The 15,834-nt window shown below is 72.7% G+C and carries 18 protein-coding genes; 10 read left to right on the forward strand and 8 right to left on the reverse strand.

The genetic code is table 11. The annotated features are described in order from the left end of the window. Position 1 precedes the first annotated feature (1 nt). The 4 genes from K7B10_RS32625 (at position 2) to K7B10_RS32640 (ending at position 3,959) form a co-directional block, all read left to right on the forward strand. Positions 2 to 775, forward strand: a complete 774-nt coding sequence (locus tag K7B10_RS32625) for an SDR family oxidoreductase (RefSeq protein WP_229342187.1) — start codon at positions 2 to 4, stop codon at positions 773 to 775. 152 nt (positions 776 to 927) lie between these two features. Then, positions 928 to 2,511 (forward strand): ABC transporter substrate-binding protein, encoded by a 1,584-nt coding sequence (locus tag K7B10_RS32630; RefSeq protein WP_229342189.1) that lies wholly within the window; start codon positions 928 to 930, stop codon positions 2,509 to 2,511. Between the two features lie 159 nt (positions 2,512 to 2,670). Further along, complete coding sequence (locus tag K7B10_RS32635; protein WP_229345580.1) at positions 2,671 to 3,339, forward strand: uracil-DNA glycosylase; 669 nt, start codon at positions 2,671 to 2,673, stop codon at positions 3,337 to 3,339. A 95-nt stretch (positions 3,340 to 3,434) separates the two neighbouring features. Beyond that, a complete protein-coding gene (locus tag K7B10_RS32640; protein ID WP_229345583.1) occupies positions 3,435 to 3,959 on the forward strand; it encodes a hypothetical protein in 525 nt (174 codons plus the stop codon). Positions 3,960 to 3,990: 31 nt separating this feature from the next. On the opposite strand, the gene K7B10_RS32645 is transcribed toward K7B10_RS32640, so the two are convergent. Then, entirely contained in the window at positions 3,991 to 4,551 is a 561-nt protein-coding gene (locus K7B10_RS32645; protein WP_229342191.1) for a hypothetical protein, read from the reverse strand. 185 nt (positions 4,552 to 4,736) lie between these two features. Further along, positions 4,737 to 5,261, reverse strand: a complete 525-nt coding sequence (locus K7B10_RS32650) for a DinB family protein (protein WP_229342194.1) — start codon at positions 5,259 to 5,261, stop codon at positions 4,737 to 4,739. Positions 5,262 to 5,343: 82 nt separating this feature from the next. On the opposite strand from K7B10_RS32650, the gene K7B10_RS32655 reads away from it, so the two are divergent. Then, positions 5,344 to 6,249, forward strand: coding sequence for a Gfo/Idh/MocA family protein (locus tag K7B10_RS32655; RefSeq protein WP_229342197.1), 906 nt, complete (start codon positions 5,344 to 5,346; stop codon positions 6,247 to 6,249). Here the strand turns inward: K7B10_RS32655 and lnt are convergent. The 5 genes from lnt to K7B10_RS32680 all read right to left on the reverse strand — a co-directional run bounded on the left by lnt (position 6,194) and on the right by K7B10_RS32680 (position 10,370). Then, positions 6,194 to 7,810: an apolipoprotein N-acyltransferase gene (gene lnt / locus K7B10_RS32660; RefSeq protein WP_229342199.1), complete on the reverse strand. Its 1,617-nt coding sequence runs from the start codon at positions 7,808 to 7,810 to the stop codon at positions 6,194 to 6,196. The genes K7B10_RS32655 and lnt overlap by 56 nt on opposite strands. Positions 7,811 to 7,876: 66 nt before the next feature. After that, positions 7,877 to 8,347, reverse strand: coding sequence for a nuclear transport factor 2 family protein (locus K7B10_RS32665; protein ID WP_229342201.1), 471 nt, complete (start codon positions 8,345 to 8,347; stop codon positions 7,877 to 7,879). A 69-nt stretch (positions 8,348 to 8,416) separates the two neighbouring features. Beyond that, complete coding sequence (locus tag K7B10_RS32670) at positions 8,417 to 8,593, reverse strand: DUF8839 family protein (protein ID WP_099893904.1); 177 nt, start codon at positions 8,591 to 8,593, stop codon at positions 8,417 to 8,419. 124 nt (positions 8,594 to 8,717) lie between these two features. Next, positions 8,718 to 9,596 (reverse strand): undecaprenyl-diphosphate phosphatase, encoded by an 879-nt coding sequence (locus K7B10_RS32675; RefSeq protein ID WP_229342202.1) that lies wholly within the window; start codon positions 9,594 to 9,596, stop codon positions 8,718 to 8,720. Between the two features lie 48 nt (positions 9,597 to 9,644). Further along, positions 9,645 to 10,370, reverse strand: coding sequence for a TVP38/TMEM64 family protein (locus K7B10_RS32680; RefSeq protein WP_229342203.1), 726 nt, complete (start codon positions 10,368 to 10,370; stop codon positions 9,645 to 9,647). 49 nt (positions 10,371 to 10,419) lie between these two features. Between K7B10_RS32680 and K7B10_RS32685 the strand changes: the two genes are divergently transcribed. The 5 genes from K7B10_RS32685 (at position 10,420) to K7B10_RS32705 (ending at position 14,441) form a co-directional block, all read left to right on the forward strand. After that, complete coding sequence (locus K7B10_RS32685) at positions 10,420 to 11,136, forward strand: DNA alkylation repair protein (RefSeq protein ID WP_229342204.1); 717 nt, start codon at positions 10,420 to 10,422, stop codon at positions 11,134 to 11,136. Positions 11,137 to 11,188: 52 nt separating this feature from the next. After that, on the forward strand, positions 11,189 to 11,338 hold the full coding sequence (locus K7B10_RS32690) for a hypothetical protein (protein ID WP_229342205.1): 150 nt from the start codon (positions 11,189 to 11,191) through the stop codon (positions 11,336 to 11,338). A gap of 93 nt (positions 11,339 to 11,431) precedes the next feature. Beyond that, positions 11,432 to 12,613, forward strand: a complete 1,182-nt coding sequence (tuf, locus tag K7B10_RS32695) for an elongation factor Tu (protein ID WP_229342206.1) — start codon at positions 11,432 to 11,434, stop codon at positions 12,611 to 12,613. A 107-nt stretch (positions 12,614 to 12,720) separates the two neighbouring features. Further along, complete coding sequence (locus K7B10_RS32700; protein WP_229342207.1) at positions 12,721 to 13,566, forward strand: patatin-like phospholipase family protein; 846 nt, start codon at positions 12,721 to 12,723, stop codon at positions 13,564 to 13,566. An 83-nt stretch (positions 13,567 to 13,649) separates the two neighbouring features. After that, the gene (locus K7B10_RS32705) at positions 13,650 to 14,441 is read left to right on the forward strand and encodes a spermidine synthase (RefSeq protein ID WP_229345586.1); all 792 of its coding nucleotides are present in this window, start codon (positions 13,650 to 13,652) and stop codon (positions 14,439 to 14,441) included. Here K7B10_RS32705 and K7B10_RS32710 read toward each other — a convergent pair. Then, positions 14,428 to 15,753, reverse strand: coding sequence for an MFS transporter (locus K7B10_RS32710; RefSeq protein WP_229342208.1), 1,326 nt, complete (start codon positions 15,751 to 15,753; stop codon positions 14,428 to 14,430). The two genes, K7B10_RS32705 and K7B10_RS32710, sit on opposite strands and share 14 nt — an antisense overlap. Positions 15,754 to 15,834: the final 81 nt, after the last annotated feature.

A 15,834-nucleotide genomic window follows, 5' to 3' on the forward strand; every position in this document is an offset into this window, starting at 1 on the left:
CATGACGGACAACAGCACGGAGCGAGCGGCGGACAGCGGCAAGGTCGCGCTGATCACCGGAGGCAGCCGGGGCATCGGCTACGGCATCGCCGAGGCGCTCGTCGCCCGCGGCGACCGGGTGTGCATCACCGGGCGCAACGAGGACGCCCTGAAGGAGGCCGTCGAGGCGCTCGGCGCGGACCGGGTGATGGGGGTCGCGGGCAAGGCCCACGACGAGGCCCACCAGGCCGTCGCGGTCGAGCGGACGATGGAAGCCTTCGGCCGCGTCGACTTCCTGATCAACAACGCGGGGACCAACCCGGTCTTCGGCCCCATCGCGGACCTGGACCTCGGCGTCGCGCGCAAGGTCTTCGAGACCAACGTGATCTCGGCGCTCGGGTTCGCCCAGCGGACCTGGCACGCCTGGCAGAAGGACAACGGCGGCGCGATCGTGAACATCGCGTCCATCGCCGGCGTCTCCGCCTCGCCCTTCATCGGCGCGTACGGGATGAGCAAGGCCGCCATGGTCAACCTCACCCTCCAGCTCGCGCACGAGATGGCGCCCCGGGTCCGGGTCAACGCGATCGCCCCCGCGGTGGTCAGGACGAAGTTCGCGCAGGCGCTCTACGAAGGCCGGGAGCAGGAGGCCGCGGCGGCCTATCCGCTCGGCCGGCTGGGGCTGCCGGAGGACATCGGCGGAGCGGCGGCTTTTCTTACATCTGCACAAGCGGAATGGATCACTGGCCAAACTCTGATCGTTGACGGGGGAATGTTCCTCAATGCCGGGGTCCACTGATCGATAATCGGACGCATTTGCCTCCCAGGGGGAGGCAAATGCGTACCTAACATGCACGAAATCGGTCAAGTGTCACATGAAACCTGCCCATTGGATTTGTGAGGCACTGCGGTAGGGTCTGCCGCACCCCTGGCTGATCGAGGAGCGTGCACGTGTTCATCCGGACCAGATGCCTGCAGATCACTGCAGCCCTTGCGTCCATATCCCTGCTCGCCGGATGCGGTCTGCTTTCGGACGACAGCAGTGACACCGCGAAGAGAATCGTCGTCGGCACGACGAGCGCCCCGAGCACCCTCGATCCCGCCGCGGCCTGGGACGGTTCCTGGGAGCTGTACCGGAACGTCTACCAGACCCTGCTGGCATTCCCGACGGGCTCCACCAAGCCCCAGCCCGACGCCGCCCAGACCTGCGAGTTCACGGATTCGGCGAACGAGTCGTACCGCTGCACGCTGAAGAAGGGCCTGAAGTTCTCGAACGGCGAGCCGCTCGACGCCAAGGCGGTCAAGCACTCCCTCGACCGGATCCGGACGATCAACTCCCAGACCGGCCCGAAGGACCTCTTCGGCAGCCTGGACAAGATCGAGACCCCGGACGCGCTGACGGTCGTCTTCCACCTGAAGACGCCGGACGCCACCTTCCCCTTCGTCCTCGGCTCGCCGGCCGCCTCACTGGTCGCGCCCAAGGACTACCCGGCCGACAAGGTCCGCGAGGACGGCAAGATCACCGGCTCCGGCCCGTTCGTGCTCGACTCGTACAAGGAGGGCAGCGAGGCGGTCCTGGGCAAGAACGCGTCCTACGACGGCTTCGCGAACCGGCGCAACGACGGCGTGACCATCCGCTACTTCGCGGACTCCACCAAGATGGTCGCCGCGCTCAAGGCCAAGGAGATCGACGCCACCTACCGCGGCCTCTCCGCCCCCGAGATCAAGGACCTGCAGACCCCCGCCGCGCACGCGGAGGGCGTCCAGGTCGTCGAGAACGTCGGCGCCGAGATCCGCTACCTGGTCTTCAACCCCAAGGACCCGCAGGTCGCCAAGTTGCCCGTGCGCCAGGCGATCGCCCAGATCGTCGACCGCGGAGCGATCGTCTCCAAGGTCTACCAGGGCACCGCCGAACCGCTGTACTCGATGGTCCCCAAGGGGGTCGTGGGCCACAAGACGCCGTTCTACGACAAGTACGGCCAGGCCGACGTCAAGAAGGCCCAGAAGCTCCTCAAGGACGCCGGGATCCCCACGCCGGTGGACCTGACCTTCTGGTACACCACCGACCGCTACGGCGCCTCCACCGCCGACGAGTTCACCGAGCTCAAGCGCCAGCTGGACGAGAGCGGCCTCTTCAAGGTCACCCTGCGCGGCCAGCCCTGGAAGGTGTTCCAGGTCGGCTACAAGAACGGCGAGTACCCGGTCTTCGGCCGCGGCTGGTTCCCCGACTTCCCGGACCCGGACAACTTCATCGCGCCGTTCGTCGGCAAGGAGAACGCGGTCGGCACCCCGTACGAGCCCAACGAGATCCTCACCGACCTGCTGCCCAAGTCCCGCCGCGAGAGCGACCGCTCGGCCGGCGTGCGGGAGTTCGAGCAGGCCCAGCAGATCTTCGCCGAGGACGTCCGGCTGCTGCCGCTGTGGCAGGGCAAGCTGTACGTCGCCGCCCGCGAGGACATCGCCGGCGCCGAGCGGGCCCTCGACCCGCAGACCGCCATGCAGATGTGGGAGCTCTACCGCAAGACCAGCTGGTAGCCGGCCCGCCCACCCTGAGCCCGCCGTACCCACGCCGCATCCGCAGGTGCCTCCGGGCGCCCGCGGATGCGGCGTTGTCAGTGGCTCCCGGTAAGTTCTGGACCTGTTGCACGACGCAGTTGCGCGAAACTTGTACCGGAGGTTGTAGACGTGACCCAGATGCTGCCCGAGTCCTGGCTCCCCGTCCTCGGCGAGGAGCTGGAGAAGCCCTACTTCGCCGAGCTCACCGAGTTCGTCGAGAAGGAGCGGGCGAACGGGCCGGTCTACCCGCCCCGCGAGCAGGTCTTCGCCGCCCTGGAAGCCACTCCGTTCGACCAGGTGAAGGTCCTGGTCCTCGGCCAGGACCCCTACCACGGCGCCGGCCAGGGACACGGCCTGTGCTTCTCCGTGCGGCCCGGGGTCAAGACCCCGCCCTCCCTGCGCAACATCTACAAGGAGATGCAGGCGGAGCTGGGCACCCCCATCCCGGACAACGGGTACCTGATGCCGTGGGCCGAGCAGGGCGTCCTGCTGCTCAACGCGGTCCTCACGGTCCGCGAGGCCGAGCCCAACTCGCACAAGGGCAAGGGCTGGGAGAAGTTCACCGACGCGGTGATCCGCGCCGTGGCCGACCGCCCCGACCCGGCCGTCTTCGTCCTGTGGGGCGCCTACGCGCAGAAGAAGCTCCCGCTCATCGACGAGGAGCGGCACGTCGTCGTCAAGGGGGCCCACCCCTCCCCGCTGTCGGCCAAGAAGTTCTTCGGCTCCCGGCCCTTCACGCAGATCAACGAGGCCGTCGCGGCGCAGGGCCATGAGCCGATCGACTGGACGATCCCGGACCTGGGCTGACGTCCCACCGCGCCTCGGCGCCAGAACCGGCGCCTCCGGTTAGCGTCGTGACGATCAGACCGGAGCAGGTCTGGCAGAGCAAGCCGGAGGCCGCCGTGACGGAGCAGCAGGAGGCGTCGGAGGACGCCGTCATGACCAGGATCGGCCAGGCCGTCATCCTGCTGCACGCCGGTGACCGCGAGGAGGCCCGCAACCGGCTCGGCGAGATCTGGAGCGAGATCGGCGAGGACGGCGACACGCTCCACCGCTGCACGCTCGCGCACTACATGGCCGACGCCCAGGACGATCCCGCCGACGAACTGGCCTGGGACCTGCGGGCCCTGACCGCCGCCGACGGGCTCGGGCGAGGGCTGCGGGACGGTCTGCCCGCGCAGCACGAGCCCCATCCGGCGGTGCGCGTGTTCTATCCGTCGCTGCACCTCAACCTGGCCGCCGACTACGTGAAGCTCCAGCGGCCCGATGCGGCCCGGCTGCACCTGGCCCGGGCCCGGGCCGCCACCGGGGCCCTGTCGGACGACGGGTACGGGAACGGCGTACGGGCGGCCATCGCCAGGCTGGAGCGGCGCTTGGCTGCGGAACCGGGCAGGGGGCACCGGCCGTTCCCGGAGCAGCACCCGTAGCGGCCCGGAGGACCGGAAGTCCGGCGGCCGCTCAGCCGTCGTGGACGCCCGCGCAGATACGGGCCTCCGGGCTGTCCGGGTGCCACCGCCCGTGCCGGCGGCCCAGCGCGCACACGTCGGCGGGCCGGACCGGCAGCTCCTTCATCAGCTGGCGCGGAACTCCGGCCTCCGTCCCTGGCCGCTCCGTACGGCCCTTCTCGCCCCCCGGGGCGCGCCGGGAGGGCCGGTGCGGCTCGGGGATGTCCGGCACCGGCGGGACGGCCCGTGAGGCCCCCTCGGCGGCCGCGCCCGACATGCCCGCCGCGCCTGCCGGAGCCTCCGCCCCGCGCGGCGCGGCCGCTGTGCCCCCGACGGGCGCCGCCGACTGCGCGGACCGCCCCGGAACGGCCTTCAGGGCCTCCAGGGCGGGTGCCTGGACCTCCACCGGCACGGCGCCCGGTCCGCCGCGCGGCTCGTGGCGCGGCGGCGCCGCGGTCCCGGGGGCGGCCGCCGGCTGCATCGGGGCGGGTGTCACATTCACGCAGCCGGAGACGGCCGAGACGGCGCAGGCGACTCCGAGCAGCAGTTTCGTCGTGGTTCGCGATGGATGCACTCGCGCAACTCTGCTGTGCGAGGACCCCGTTGCGAAAACCCGGAGCCGAAATTGACCCCGCACGGGTGACGGACATCCCCCGGACACCCGCCCGTCACCTGCGCGCCGCGGTCGGCACGGGGCCGTCGTGCGCCGCGCGTGTGGTCGGCGTGACGCCGGCGCCCGGCCCGGGTCAGTCGCCCGCGTCAGTCGCCCGTGGCGCCGTCGATCTGCTCGCGCAGCAGGTCGGCGTGCCCGTTGTGGCGCGCGTACTCCTCGATCATGTGCGTGTAGACCCAGCGCAGGCTGAACGTCTCGCCGCGGTGGTGGCTCTCGGCATCCGACACCAGGTCCAGGGAACGGCCCGCCGCGGCCTGCCGCGCCAGCTCGACCTCGGTCTGCCAGGTCCGCTCGGCCTCGGCCCAGGTGTCCCCGGGGCCGAAGTGGAAGTCCCCGTCCGGATCCTCCTGCGTGCAGTACAGCTCGGGGAGGTCCTCACCCAGCATGATCTCCCGGAACCAGTACCGCTCCACCTCCGCCATGTGCCGTACGAGGCCCAGCAGGCTCAGTTCGGACGGGGGGAGCGGGGCACGGCCCAGCTGCTCCTCCCCGAGGCCCTCGCACTTCCAGGCGAGCGTGGCGCGGTGGTAGTCGAGCCAGCCGTCCAGCATCTCCCGCTCGTTCGCGGTGGTGGAGGGCTCGGTGCGGTGGGATCCGGTGGTGGTGGTCATGACGCCATCCTCGGCGACCAGAGCCCCCGCCACCAGGGATTAAGCTGCGCAGGTCCCAGAAGGATCTACCTGGAGGTTCCCGGTGAAGGTCGGCGTCATCGGACTCGGCGACATCGCCCAGAAGGCGTACCTGCCCGTCCTCACCGCCCGCCCGGGCGTGGAACTGCACCTGCAGACCCGGACCCCGGCCACGCTGGAGCGGATCGGGGAGAGCCACCACGTCCCGGAGGCGCGTCGCCACACCACCCTCGACGGTCTCCTGGCCGAGCGCCTCGACGCGGCATTCGTCCACGCCCCGACCGCCGTTCACCCCGAGATCGTGACGCGGCTGCTCGAAGCGGGCGTGCCGACGTACGTGGACAAGCCGCTCGCCTACGCGCTCGAGGACTCGCGCGCCCTCGTGGAACTCGCCGAGGCGCGCGGGGTCTCGCTCGCCGTCGGCTTCAACCGCCGCCACGCGCCCGGCTACGCGCAGTGCGCCGAGCACCCGCGCGAACTCATCGTCATGCAGAAGAACCGGGTCGGCCTGCCCGAGGACCCGCGGACCCTCGTCCTCGACGACTTCATCCACGTCGTCGACACCCTGCGCTTCCTGCTCCCCGGCGAGGCCGACCACATCGACGTCCGGGCCCAGGTCCGCGAAGGCCTCATGCACCAGGTCGTCCTGCAGATGTCGGGCCCCGGCTTCACCGCGCTCGGGATCATGAACCGGCTGTCCGGTTCCACCGAGGAGATCCTCGAAGTCTCGGGGCAGGACACCAAGCGGCAGGTCGTCAACCTCGCCGAGATCATCGACCACCGCGGCCAGCCGACCGTGCGGCGCCGCGGGGACTGGGTCCCGGTCGCCCGCCAGCGCGGCATCGAGCAGGTCGTGGACGCCTTCCTGGAGTCCGTCGCGGCGGGCAGGACGCTGAGTGCCCGAGACGCACTGCTCACCCACGAGCTGTGCGAGCGGGTGGTGTCGTCGGCTCTGGAGCAGGCTTCCTGAGCCCGAGCGCCCTGACGCCCTCGACCGCGCAGTACCCCGCCAGCAGCGCCAGACAGGCGCCCACGGGCCAGTCCCCGAAGCGGACGTAGTACGTCGAGCCGCGGGCGAGCGGGACCTCGTACACCTGCGCCGCGCGCGCGGAGGTGGGCAGTGCCGGGCCGATCCGCTCGCCGGACGGGCCGTGCACCTCGCTGATCCCGGTGAGGGTGGCGTGCACCATCGGGCGGCCGTCCTCGGCGGCGCGCAGCGCGGCCAGCGAGGCGTGCTGCGCCGGCGCCCAGCTGTGCTGGAAGCTGGAGGTGGCCGACTGGGCGATCAGCAGGGCGGCCCCGTCACGGGTGAGGCGCCGGCTCATGTCGGGGAAGGCCGACTCGAAGCAGACGAGCGGGCCGATCCGGACTCCGGGCCGCCCCGGCAGGTTCATCAGGACCGGCTCCGCGCCGCTCCGGCGGTCCTCGCCGGCGGCCTTGCCGACCGAGGTGGCCCAGCCGAGCAGCGAGCGGGCCGGTACGTACTCGCCGAAGGGGACCAGGCGCATCTTGTCGTACCGGTCGCCGGTGGGCCCGCCGGGGCCGACGAGGACGGAGCTCTTGTAGATGCCGCCCCCGGGAGTGGCGGCCGCCGCGGCGACCGGGCCCACGGCCGGGCCCACGACGGGGGCCACGGCCGGGCCGGCCGGTCGCCGGGCGTCGACGTTGACCAGCAGTGGCGCCCCGACTTCGGAGGACAGCACGGCCAGGCGCCGGGCCAGGTCCGGGCGCGCGGCCAGGTCCGCCCCGACGCTGCTCTCGCCCCACACCACCAGGTCCACCCGCTGCCCGGCCAAGGTCCGCGTCAGCCGCTCCCCGGCGGTGAAGCGCTGCTCCGCGCTGTTCGGGCCGTCCGCCATCAGGCCGGGTTGTACGACGGCCACGCGCAGCGCGCCCGAGACCTCGGGGCGCGGCACCCACAGCCACACCGCCCCCGTCAGCACCACGCACCCCGTCACCCCGGCCACCGCCGGAACCCGGGCCGCCGGTACGGAGATCAGCAGCACCAGCGCGCAGTTCACCGCCACCACCAGCAGGCTCACCAGCCACACCCCGCCCACTGAAGCGAGCCGCAGGGCGGGCGGCACCTGCCACTGGCTGGCCCCCAGCAGCCCCCACGGCCCGCCGAGGCCCTGCCAGGACCGGGCCAGCTCGGACAGCAGCCAGCCCGCCGGTACGAGGAGCAGCGCGGCCGCGGCGCGTCCCGGATCCGGGACCCCGCCGAGGAACTCCCGCACCAGCAGGGCCCAGGGGATCCACAGCAGCCCCAGCAGGGCCGCCACCGGCAGCAGGAACACGTGCAGGCTGGGGAGCAGCCAGTGGTGGACGGCGATGATGAACCCGGCGCCGCCGAGCCAGCCCTCCAGGGCCGCGCGCCGCCCGGTCGGCGCCGACCTCAGCAGCAGCATCCACGGCACGAGGGCGACGTACGCGAACCACCAGAGCGCGGGGGCGGGGAAGGCGAGGCACGGCAGCGCTCCCGCGGCCACGGCCGCCGCCGCCCGCCGGTACCGGATCCGCTTCGCGACCATGACGCGCCTCCGCCTCCAGTGTGGAACAGGGCCGTCCGGACGGCCTTCCGGGAAAGGTCACCCCGCCTACGCGTTCATGTGCCGCCACTTCTCGCGGACGGTCACGCCGGTGAGCAGCCAGCCGCCGCCGGTCGTGCGGGCGAGGCCGAAGGTGTAGCGGCCGGCGGCCACGAAGTTCGGCGCGGTCACCGTCCCGTCGAACTCCGGCCCGGCGAGCCGCATGGGATTGAGGAAGTCCGCCCGGACCTCGGCCCGGTCGCCGGGCCAGCCGCCCCGGTCCTCCAGCCGGATCAGCCGGTTGACGATCAGGTGCTGGCGCACCGGGAAGAGCCTCATGGTCTCCGCGAGCCAGTCCGCGACCTCCGCTGCCGGGCCCTCGATCCCGCCCGCCGAGCTGTAGTCCGCCCGCCCCTCGGAAGTGAACAGCGCGCGGTACGCCGCCCAGTCGCCGTCGTCCACGGCCACCGCGTACCCCGTTACCACCTCGTCGATCGCCATCCGGTCCATGACCGTGGCGAGGTCCACACGCTGCGTCATCGGGTCAGTGTGGGGGCGCGGGGCGGCGAGGCCAAGGGGCGTGCGCGCTCCGGATCGCCGCACGGTGGATCAGTGACCGGAATGCGCCTCCCGCTGCCGCACCACGACGAGGAACGCGTCGGTGGCCAGGTCCATCACCACCTCGGCGGGCACGCCCTCGCGCATCCGCTCCGCCGCGTACTCCTCGGCGGGCCAGCTTCCCCGCGGACTTCCGGCCGGAAATCGCTCCAGCACCACTCGACCCATGGGACACCCCCTGCTGTTTGCCTTCAGGTCTCTTCAGGTCTCTTCAGGCACAACGACGCGGAGGCCGCCCGGGAACGTTCCCGAGCGGCCTCCGGTTCACGCGAAGCGGTGAGCGGCGGCGGTGTCAGCCGGCCGACTCGGCGGCGAAGGGGCTGAGCACGCCCATGCCGATCAGCACGAACAGCGCGATGCCCAGGGCGATCCGGTAGATCACGAACGGCATGAAGCTCTTGCTGGAGATGAACTTCATGAACCACGCGATGACGGCGTAGCCCACGAAGAACGCGATGACCGTGGCGAAGATCGTCGGGCCCCAGGTGATGTGACCCGGGCTCTCGACCACGTCCTTGATCTCGAACGCGCCCGACGCCAGCACGGCCGGAATGGCGAGCAGGAACGAGTAGCGGGCGGCCGCCTCACGCGTGAAGCCCAGCAGCAGACCGCCGGAGATCGTCGCACCGGAGCGGGAGACGCCCGGGATCAGGGCCATCGCCTGGCACAGACCGAAGATCAGGCCGTCCTTGACGCCCAGTTCCTTGAGCGTCTTGCGCTCGCGGGTGGCGCGGTGCCGTCCGCCCTCCTCGTCACGGGCGGCCAGCCGGTCCGCGATGCCGAGGATGACGCCCATCACGATCAGCGTGGTCGCGGTCAGCCGGAGATCACGGGCAGGGCCGGTGATCTGGTCCTTGAACGCGATGCCGAGGACACCGATCGGGATCGATCCGACGATCACCAGCCAGCCCATCTTGGCGTCCTGGTCCGAGCGCAGCGACGCCGTGAACAGGGAGCGGAACCAGGTGGAGATGATCCGCGCGATGTCCTTGCGGAAGTAGATCAGCACGGCGGCCTCGGTGCCGATCTGCGTGATCGCGGTGAAGGCCGCGCCCGGGTCCTGCCAGCCGGCGAATGCCGCGGTCAGCCGGAGGTGGGCGCTGGAGGAGATCGGGAGGAACTCCGTAAGCCCCTGGACGAGACCGAGGATTAGGGATTCGAACCAGCTCATGTCGGGGTGCGCTCGTCCTTGTGATCGTCGGGCAGTTCGGGTCCGATGCTAGGGCCCGTGGGGAGCGGCACTGACCACAGGGGGGTGCTCGGGCACCGGAGCGTGCGTTTCGCACGCCGGTACGGGCGCCAGCCGGTGCCGTTCGCGCCATCCGACGACCGCGGCCGCGACCGCGGAGACGGTGATGAAGCCGAAGGAGGCGAGGAAGGCGGGGGAGTCCGGAGAGGAGGCGCTCGCGCCCGCGACCACGTACGCGGCGGTGTTCGGGACGACGCCGATGGCCGTGGCGAGGAGGAAGGGCAGCCAGCCGCAGCGGGACACCGCCGCAAGGTAGTTGGCGGCCGCGAAGGGCAGGCCGGGGAAGATCCGGACCGCCAGCATCGAGCGGAAACCGTGCCGGGCCAGCTGGTCGTCCGCCGCCTGGAGCCAGCGGCCGCGCAGCAGCGGCCGTACGGCGTCCCGGCCCAGCAACCGGCCCAGTCCGAAGGCGATACCGGCGCCGATGACGGAGCCGCCGACCGCCGCGACCAGACCGAAGGGGATGCCGAAGACGGCTCCCGCCGCCAGGTTGAGCAGCGGTCGCGGCACCAGGGCCGCGGTGCCCACGCCGTACGCGGCCGCGAACAGCAGCACCGCCGCGCCGACCGGCAGTCCCGGGGGCCAGCCCTCCGAGAGGATGCGCTGGGGCTCGTACAGCACGACGCACACGCCGGCCGCCAGCAGCAGCACGACGAGCAGCGACAGCCGGGTCCACGGCGCGAGGAGGAGGGACATCCGGGGAGACTAGCCGACGAATGCGGCGTCGCGCCGTAATCTGGGCCTCATGCGGCCGAACGACCAGCGACCCCCGAAGGTCCCGCGCAGCGCCCTCGCGGACACCCTCGTCGACCGCCTCACCACCACCTACGCGGCGGCCGCCGACCCGGAGCAGGCCCGGTCCATGGCCGGGTACATGAAGGACGTCGCACCCTTCCTCGGCATCCGCACCCCGCTGCGGCGCGAGCTGTCCAGGGCCGTGACCGGACAGAGCGCCGAACCGGCGGAGGCGGACGTCGCGGCGCTCGTGCTGCGGTGCTGGGAGCTCCCGGAACGCGAGTACCACTACTTCGCGGTGGACTACCTGCGCCGCCACGTCCGGGTCTGCTCCTCCGGCTTCCTGCCGGTGCTGCGGCAGCTGATCGTCACCGTCCCGTGGTGGGACACCGTCGACCTCCTCGCGGCGCACGCGGCCGGTCCCCTCGTGGCCGCAGACCAGCGGCTCACGGCCGTGATGGACGAATGGATCGGCGACGAGGACCTCTGGCTCGCCCGCACCGCCCTCCTCCACCAGCTGCGCTACAAGTCCGCGACGGACACCGGACGGCTCTTCGCGTACTGCCGCCGCCAGAGCGGCCACCCGGACTTCTTCATCCGCAAGGCCATCGGCTGGGCGCTGCGCGAGTACGCGAAGACCGACCCGGACAAGGTCCGCGCCTTCGTCACGACGGAACGCGACCGCCTTTCCCCGCTGTCCGTGCGCGAGGCACTCAAGAACCTCTGACCGCGCGGTAATTCATTCGACGCGGCAGGGGCGGTCCGGCAGGATTCGCGGCATGTCCCGGTACGCCTTCACCTCAGCGCCGTCCGCAGTCGCGGACGCGCCGAAGGCTGCCGCTTTCCCCTTCGAGGCCCTTGACGGCCTCGAAGCCCTCGACGTCTTCGAGGCAACCGCCTTCGCCGCATTCGACGGCGCACGAAGCTGACCCTTCCCGGATCGTCCGGCGGACCCCCCAGGGGGAGGGTCGGTTCGTTCCAGGGGTCCCGTCTCCGGCTTCGCAAGCATTCGGGAAGACATCATGGCCAAGACGGCCTTCGTGCGGACCAAGCCGCACCTGAACATCGGCACCATGGGTCACGTCGACCACGGCAAGACCACCCTCACCGCCGCCATCACCAAGGTCCTCGCCGAGCGCGGCGGCGCCTCCTTCGTGCCCTTCGACCGCATCGACCGGGCCCCCGAGGAGGCCCGCCGCGGCATCACCATCAACCTCACGCACGTCGAGTACGAGACCGACACCCGGCACTACGCCCACGTGGACATGCCCGGGCACGCCGACTACGTCAAGAACATGGTCACCGGCGCCGCCCAGCTCGACGGGGCGATCCTCGTCGTCTCCGCGCTCGACGGGGTCATGCCGCAAACCGCCGAGCACGTGCTCCTGGCCCGCCAAGTCGGCGTCGACCACATCGTCGTCGCCCTCAACAAGGCCGACGCGGGGGACCCCGAGCTCACCGACCTGGTCGAGCTGGAGGTCCGCGAGCTGCTCACCGCCAACGGCTACGGCGGGGACGGCGCTCCGGTCGTACGGGTCTCCGGACTCGGTGCGCTGGAGGGCGACCCGCGCTGGACCGGGGCGATCGAGGCGCTGCTCGACGCCGTGGACACGTACGTGCCGATGCCGGTGCGGTACACGGACGCGCCGTTCCTCCTGCCCGTCGAGAACGTGCTGACCATCACCGGGCGGGGGACCGTCGTGACCGGCGCCGTCGAACGCGGGAGCGTCCGCACGGGAGACCGCGTGAGCGTCCTCGGAGGCGACGGCGAGCCCGTCGAGACCGTGGTGACCGGCCTGGAGACCTTCGGCAAGCCGATGGAGTCCGCCGAGGCCGGGGACAACGTCGCGCTGCTGCTGCGCGGGGTGCCGCGGGACGGCGTACGGCGCGGGCAGGTGGTCGCCGCGCCCGGGAGCGTCGTGCCCAAGCGCCGTTTCAGCGCGCGGGTGTACGTGCTCTCCGCGCGGGAGGGCGGCCGTACGACCCCGGTGGCGTCCGGGTACCGGCCGCAGTTCTACATCCGCACCGCCGACGTGGTGGGGGACGTGGACCTGGGTACGGCCGGGGCGGCCCGGCCGGGGGAGACGGTCGAGATGACCGTCGAGCTCGGACGGGACGTGCCGCTGGAGTCGGGGCTCGGCTTCGCGATCCGCGAGGGCGGGCGGACCGTCGGCGCGGGAACGGTCACGGCCGTGCTCGACTGAAGCGCCGTCCGCGCCGGCGCCGACCTCCTGACGCCCCGCCGTGGTGGCGGCGGTCCGCTTGCGCCAGACTGCCGTCACCACGGGCGTACGAAGAGGGGCGGGCCGGCATGAGCGGCGACACGGCACTGGTGCTGGGCGGCGGGGGACTCACCGGCGTCGGCTGGGAGGCGGGCATCCTGTACGGGCTCGCGGAGGCGGGCGTGGACCTGACCGCCGCCGACCTCGTCGTCGGCACCTCCGCCGGCTCGGTGGTGGGGGCCCAGCTCACCTCCGGGCTGCTCAGCCCGCGGGAGCTGTACGAGCGCCAGCTCGGCGATCCCGCGGGCGAGGTCGCCGCCCGGCTCGGTACCGGGCTCATCGCCCGGTACGCCGTCGCGATGGTGCGCTCGCGGGATCCGAAGGCCTACCGCAGGCGGGTCGGCGCCCTCGCGCTCGCCGCCGACACCGGCGAGGAGGCGGAGCGGCGCAAGGTGCTGGAGGCCCGGCTCGTCTCGCACGCGTGGCCCGGGCGCAGGCTGGTCGTCACCGCCGTCGACGCGCTCACCGGCGAGCTCGCCGCCTTCGACCGGGAGAGCGGGGCCGGGCTGGTCGACGCGGTCTCGGCGAGCTGCGCGGTGCCCGGGGTGTGGCCGCCGGTCACGGTCGGCGGGCGGCGGTTCATCGACGGCGGTATCCGCTCCGCGACCAACGCCGACCTCGCCTCCGGCTGCGCACGGGTGGTGATCCTCGCGCCGATGGCGCTCGGATCCGGACTCGTCCCCTCGCCGGCAGCCCAAGCGGCCCGGCTGCGCGAGGCGGGGGCGCGGGTGCTGCTGATCACCCCGTCCGCGCAGGCCCGCAAGGCCTTCGGGCGCAACGTCCTGGACCCGGCGCGGCGGGACCCGGCGGCGCGGGCCGGATTCGCGCAGGCCGCGGAGCACGCCGCCGAGGCGGCCGCCGTCTGGGCGGGCTGACCCGCCGCCTGCCGGACAATGGTGCGGTGAGCGACGAACAGATCCCGGTCATCCGGGACGTGGGCCAGGGCACTGCCAAACTGATGCCGGACGTGGACCGGGACCGGGCCTGGCTGCTGACCGTCGACGGCGCGCCGCAGTCGTACGTGGACCTCGACGATCCCGGGCACCTGGAATTCGAGTACGTACGCCGGCTCGCGCACGTACTCGACAGCGTGGCGGAGCCGGGGGCCGCGCTGGACCTGCTGCACCTCGGCGGCGGCGCGCTGACGCTGCCCCGCTACGCGGCGGCGACCCGGCCGGGCTCCCGGCAGACGGTCGTGGAGTTCGACGCCGCCCTGGTGGAGCTGGTCGCGGAGCACCTGCCGCTGCCGGCCGCATCGGGTGTCACCGTGCACGCCGCCGACGCGCGGGCCTGGCTGGAGGGCGCCCCCGCGGACAGCGCGGACGTGCTCGTCGCCGACGTGTTCGGCGGCTCGCGGGTGCCGGCGCAGCTGACCTCCGTGGAGTACGCGCGGGAGGCTGCGCGGGTGCTGCGGCCGGGCGGGGTCTACGCGGCGAACCTGGCCGACGGGGCGCCGTTCGACTTCCTGCGGGCCCAGCTCGCCAATTTCGGCGCGGTGTTCGGGGAGCTCGCGCTCGTCGCGGAGCCGGGGGTGCTGCGCGGGAGGCGGTTCGGGAACGCCGTGCTCCTCGCCTCGGACGCGGAGCTGCCGGTGGCCGCGCTGTCCCGGCGGTGCGCCGCGGACGCGTTCGCGGCACGGGTCGAGGACGGCGCGGCCCTGGCCCGGTTCATGAAGGGGGCGGCGCCGGTGGCGGACGCGGACGCCGTCGCTTCGCCCGAGCCGCCGGAGGGCGCGTTCAGCCTGGGCTGACGCCGCTGGACTCGGCCGCCGGGGCGGGAGCGGCGGCGGCCGGGAGCCCGGCGGCCTTCGGCGGAGCGGCCTTGCGGGTCACCCGGCGGACGTCCGGGACGAAGAGGACGGCAGCGGTGCCCAGCACGACCAGCGCGGCGCAGCCCCACAGCGCCGAGGTGCGGCCGAAGGCCGACTCGACCGGGCCGGCCACGGCGGTCGCCAGCGGGAGCATCGACACGGAGCCGAACCAGTCGTACGCGGAGACCCGGGAGAACTTCTCCTCCGGGATCTCCTGGTGCATGGTCGTCATCCAGTTCACGCCGAACACCTCGATGGCGGTCCCGCTGACGAACATCACCGCGCACAGGCCCCACACCGGCAGCGGGACCGCCAGACCCGCCGAGGGGAGGGCCAGCGGGAACACGCACAGGGTGCCGACCAGCAGCAGCCGGCGCGGTTTCCACACCATCATCAGGACGGCGCCGGCGATGGTGCCGATGCCGAAGAAGCCCAGCGCCAGGCCCCACGGGGCCGGCCCGCCCAGCTGGTCCCGGGCGACCAGAGGCCCGTACACCGCCTCCGCGGCGCCGACGACGGCGACGACCACGGAGAACTGGAGCACGATGCTCCACAGCCAGGGCCGGGTCCGGAACTCCACCCAGCCCTCGCGCAGGTCCGCCAGCAGACCGCCGCCGGGAGCCCGGTCGGCGACGTGGCCGACGTCGAGGAAGGCGCGCATCGCCCCCGCGACGGCGAAGGCGGCCGCGTCCACGGCCAGGACCCAGCCCGGGCCGATCGCGGCGATCATGGCGCCGCCGAGGGCCGCGCCGCCGATGCCGGCGCCGTTCATGGCCATGCGGAACAGGGCGAAGGCGCGGTTGGCGTGCTCGGCGGAGACGCTGGCGAGCAGCATGCCCTCGGCGGCCGGGTTGAAGAAGGCCTGGCCCGTACCGCAGAGCGCGGTGAGCAGCATCATCTGCCACAGCTGCGGCTGTCCGGTCAGGACGAGGACGGCGAAGGCGGCCTGCGAGACGCAGTTGAGGGCGTTGGCCGCGACCATCACGCGGTGGCGCGGCATCCGGTCGGCGAGCGCCCCGCCTATGAGCAGGAAGAGGACGAGCGGGAGCGTACGGGCCGCCGCCACCAGGCCCACGTCGCCGCCGGAGCCGCCCGCCTCCAGGACGGCGAAGGCCGAGGCGATGAGCGCTCCGTGGCTGCCGAGGTTCGTCACGACCGCGGCGCCCGTGAGCAGGGTGTAGTTGCGGCCCGCCCAGGCGGGCCGGCGGCGGTGTGCGGTCGTACGGGACGGTGCGGTGGGGGGAGAACTCACCCCCGGACTATCCACGCCCCGGGCCGAGAATCCAAACGGATTAGGGTCCGGGGCGCGGGGCGGGACGAATGGTGCCGAAGG

Source organism: Streptomyces flavotricini (assembly GCF_020639365.1).
Taxonomy (GTDB): Bacteria; Actinomycetota; Actinomycetes; order Streptomycetales; family Streptomycetaceae; genus Streptomyces; species Streptomyces flavotricini.

Excerpts from the sequence above, each read along its gene's own strand:
- K7B10_RS32635 (WP_229345580.1), top strand. The coding sequence starts at position 2,671 with ATGCTGCCCGAGTCCTGGCTCCCCGTCCTCGGCGAGGAGCTGGAGAAG.
- K7B10_RS32625 (WP_229342187.1), top strand. The coding sequence starts at position 2 with ATGACGGACAACAGCACGGAGCGAGCGGCGGACAGCGGCAAGGTCGCG.
- lnt (WP_229342199.1), bottom strand. The coding sequence starts at position 7,810 with ATGGTCGCGAAGCGGATCCGGTACCGGCGGGCGGCGGCGGCCGTGGCC.
- K7B10_RS32670 (WP_099893904.1), bottom strand. The coding sequence starts at position 8,593 with ATGGGTCGAGTGGTGCTGGAGCGATTTCCGGCCGGAAGTCCGCGGGGA.
- K7B10_RS32690 (WP_229342205.1), top strand. The coding sequence starts at position 11,189 with ATGTCCCGGTACGCCTTCACCTCAGCGCCGTCCGCAGTCGCGGACGCG.
- K7B10_RS32680 (WP_229342203.1), bottom strand. The coding sequence starts at position 10,370 with ATGTCCCTCCTCCTCGCGCCGTGGACCCGGCTGTCGCTGCTCGTCGTG.
- K7B10_RS32675 (WP_229342202.1), bottom strand. The coding sequence starts at position 9,596 with ATGAGCTGGTTCGAATCCCTAATCCTCGGTCTCGTCCAGGGGCTTACG.
- K7B10_RS32665 (WP_229342201.1), bottom strand. The coding sequence starts at position 8,347 with ATGACGCAGCGTGTGGACCTCGCCACGGTCATGGACCGGATGGCGATC.
- K7B10_RS32705 (WP_229345586.1), top strand. The coding sequence starts at position 13,650 with ATGCCGGACGTGGACCGGGACCGGGCCTGGCTGCTGACCGTCGACGGC.
- K7B10_RS32700 (WP_229342207.1), top strand. The coding sequence starts at position 12,721 with ATGAGCGGCGACACGGCACTGGTGCTGGGCGGCGGGGGACTCACCGGC.
- K7B10_RS32685 (WP_229342204.1), top strand. The coding sequence starts at position 10,420 with ATGCGGCCGAACGACCAGCGACCCCCGAAGGTCCCGCGCAGCGCCCTC.
- K7B10_RS32650 (WP_229342194.1), bottom strand. The coding sequence starts at position 5,261 with ATGACCACCACCACCGGATCCCACCGCACCGAGCCCTCCACCACCGCG.
- tuf (WP_229342206.1), top strand. The coding sequence starts at position 11,432 with ATGGCCAAGACGGCCTTCGTGCGGACCAAGCCGCACCTGAACATCGGC.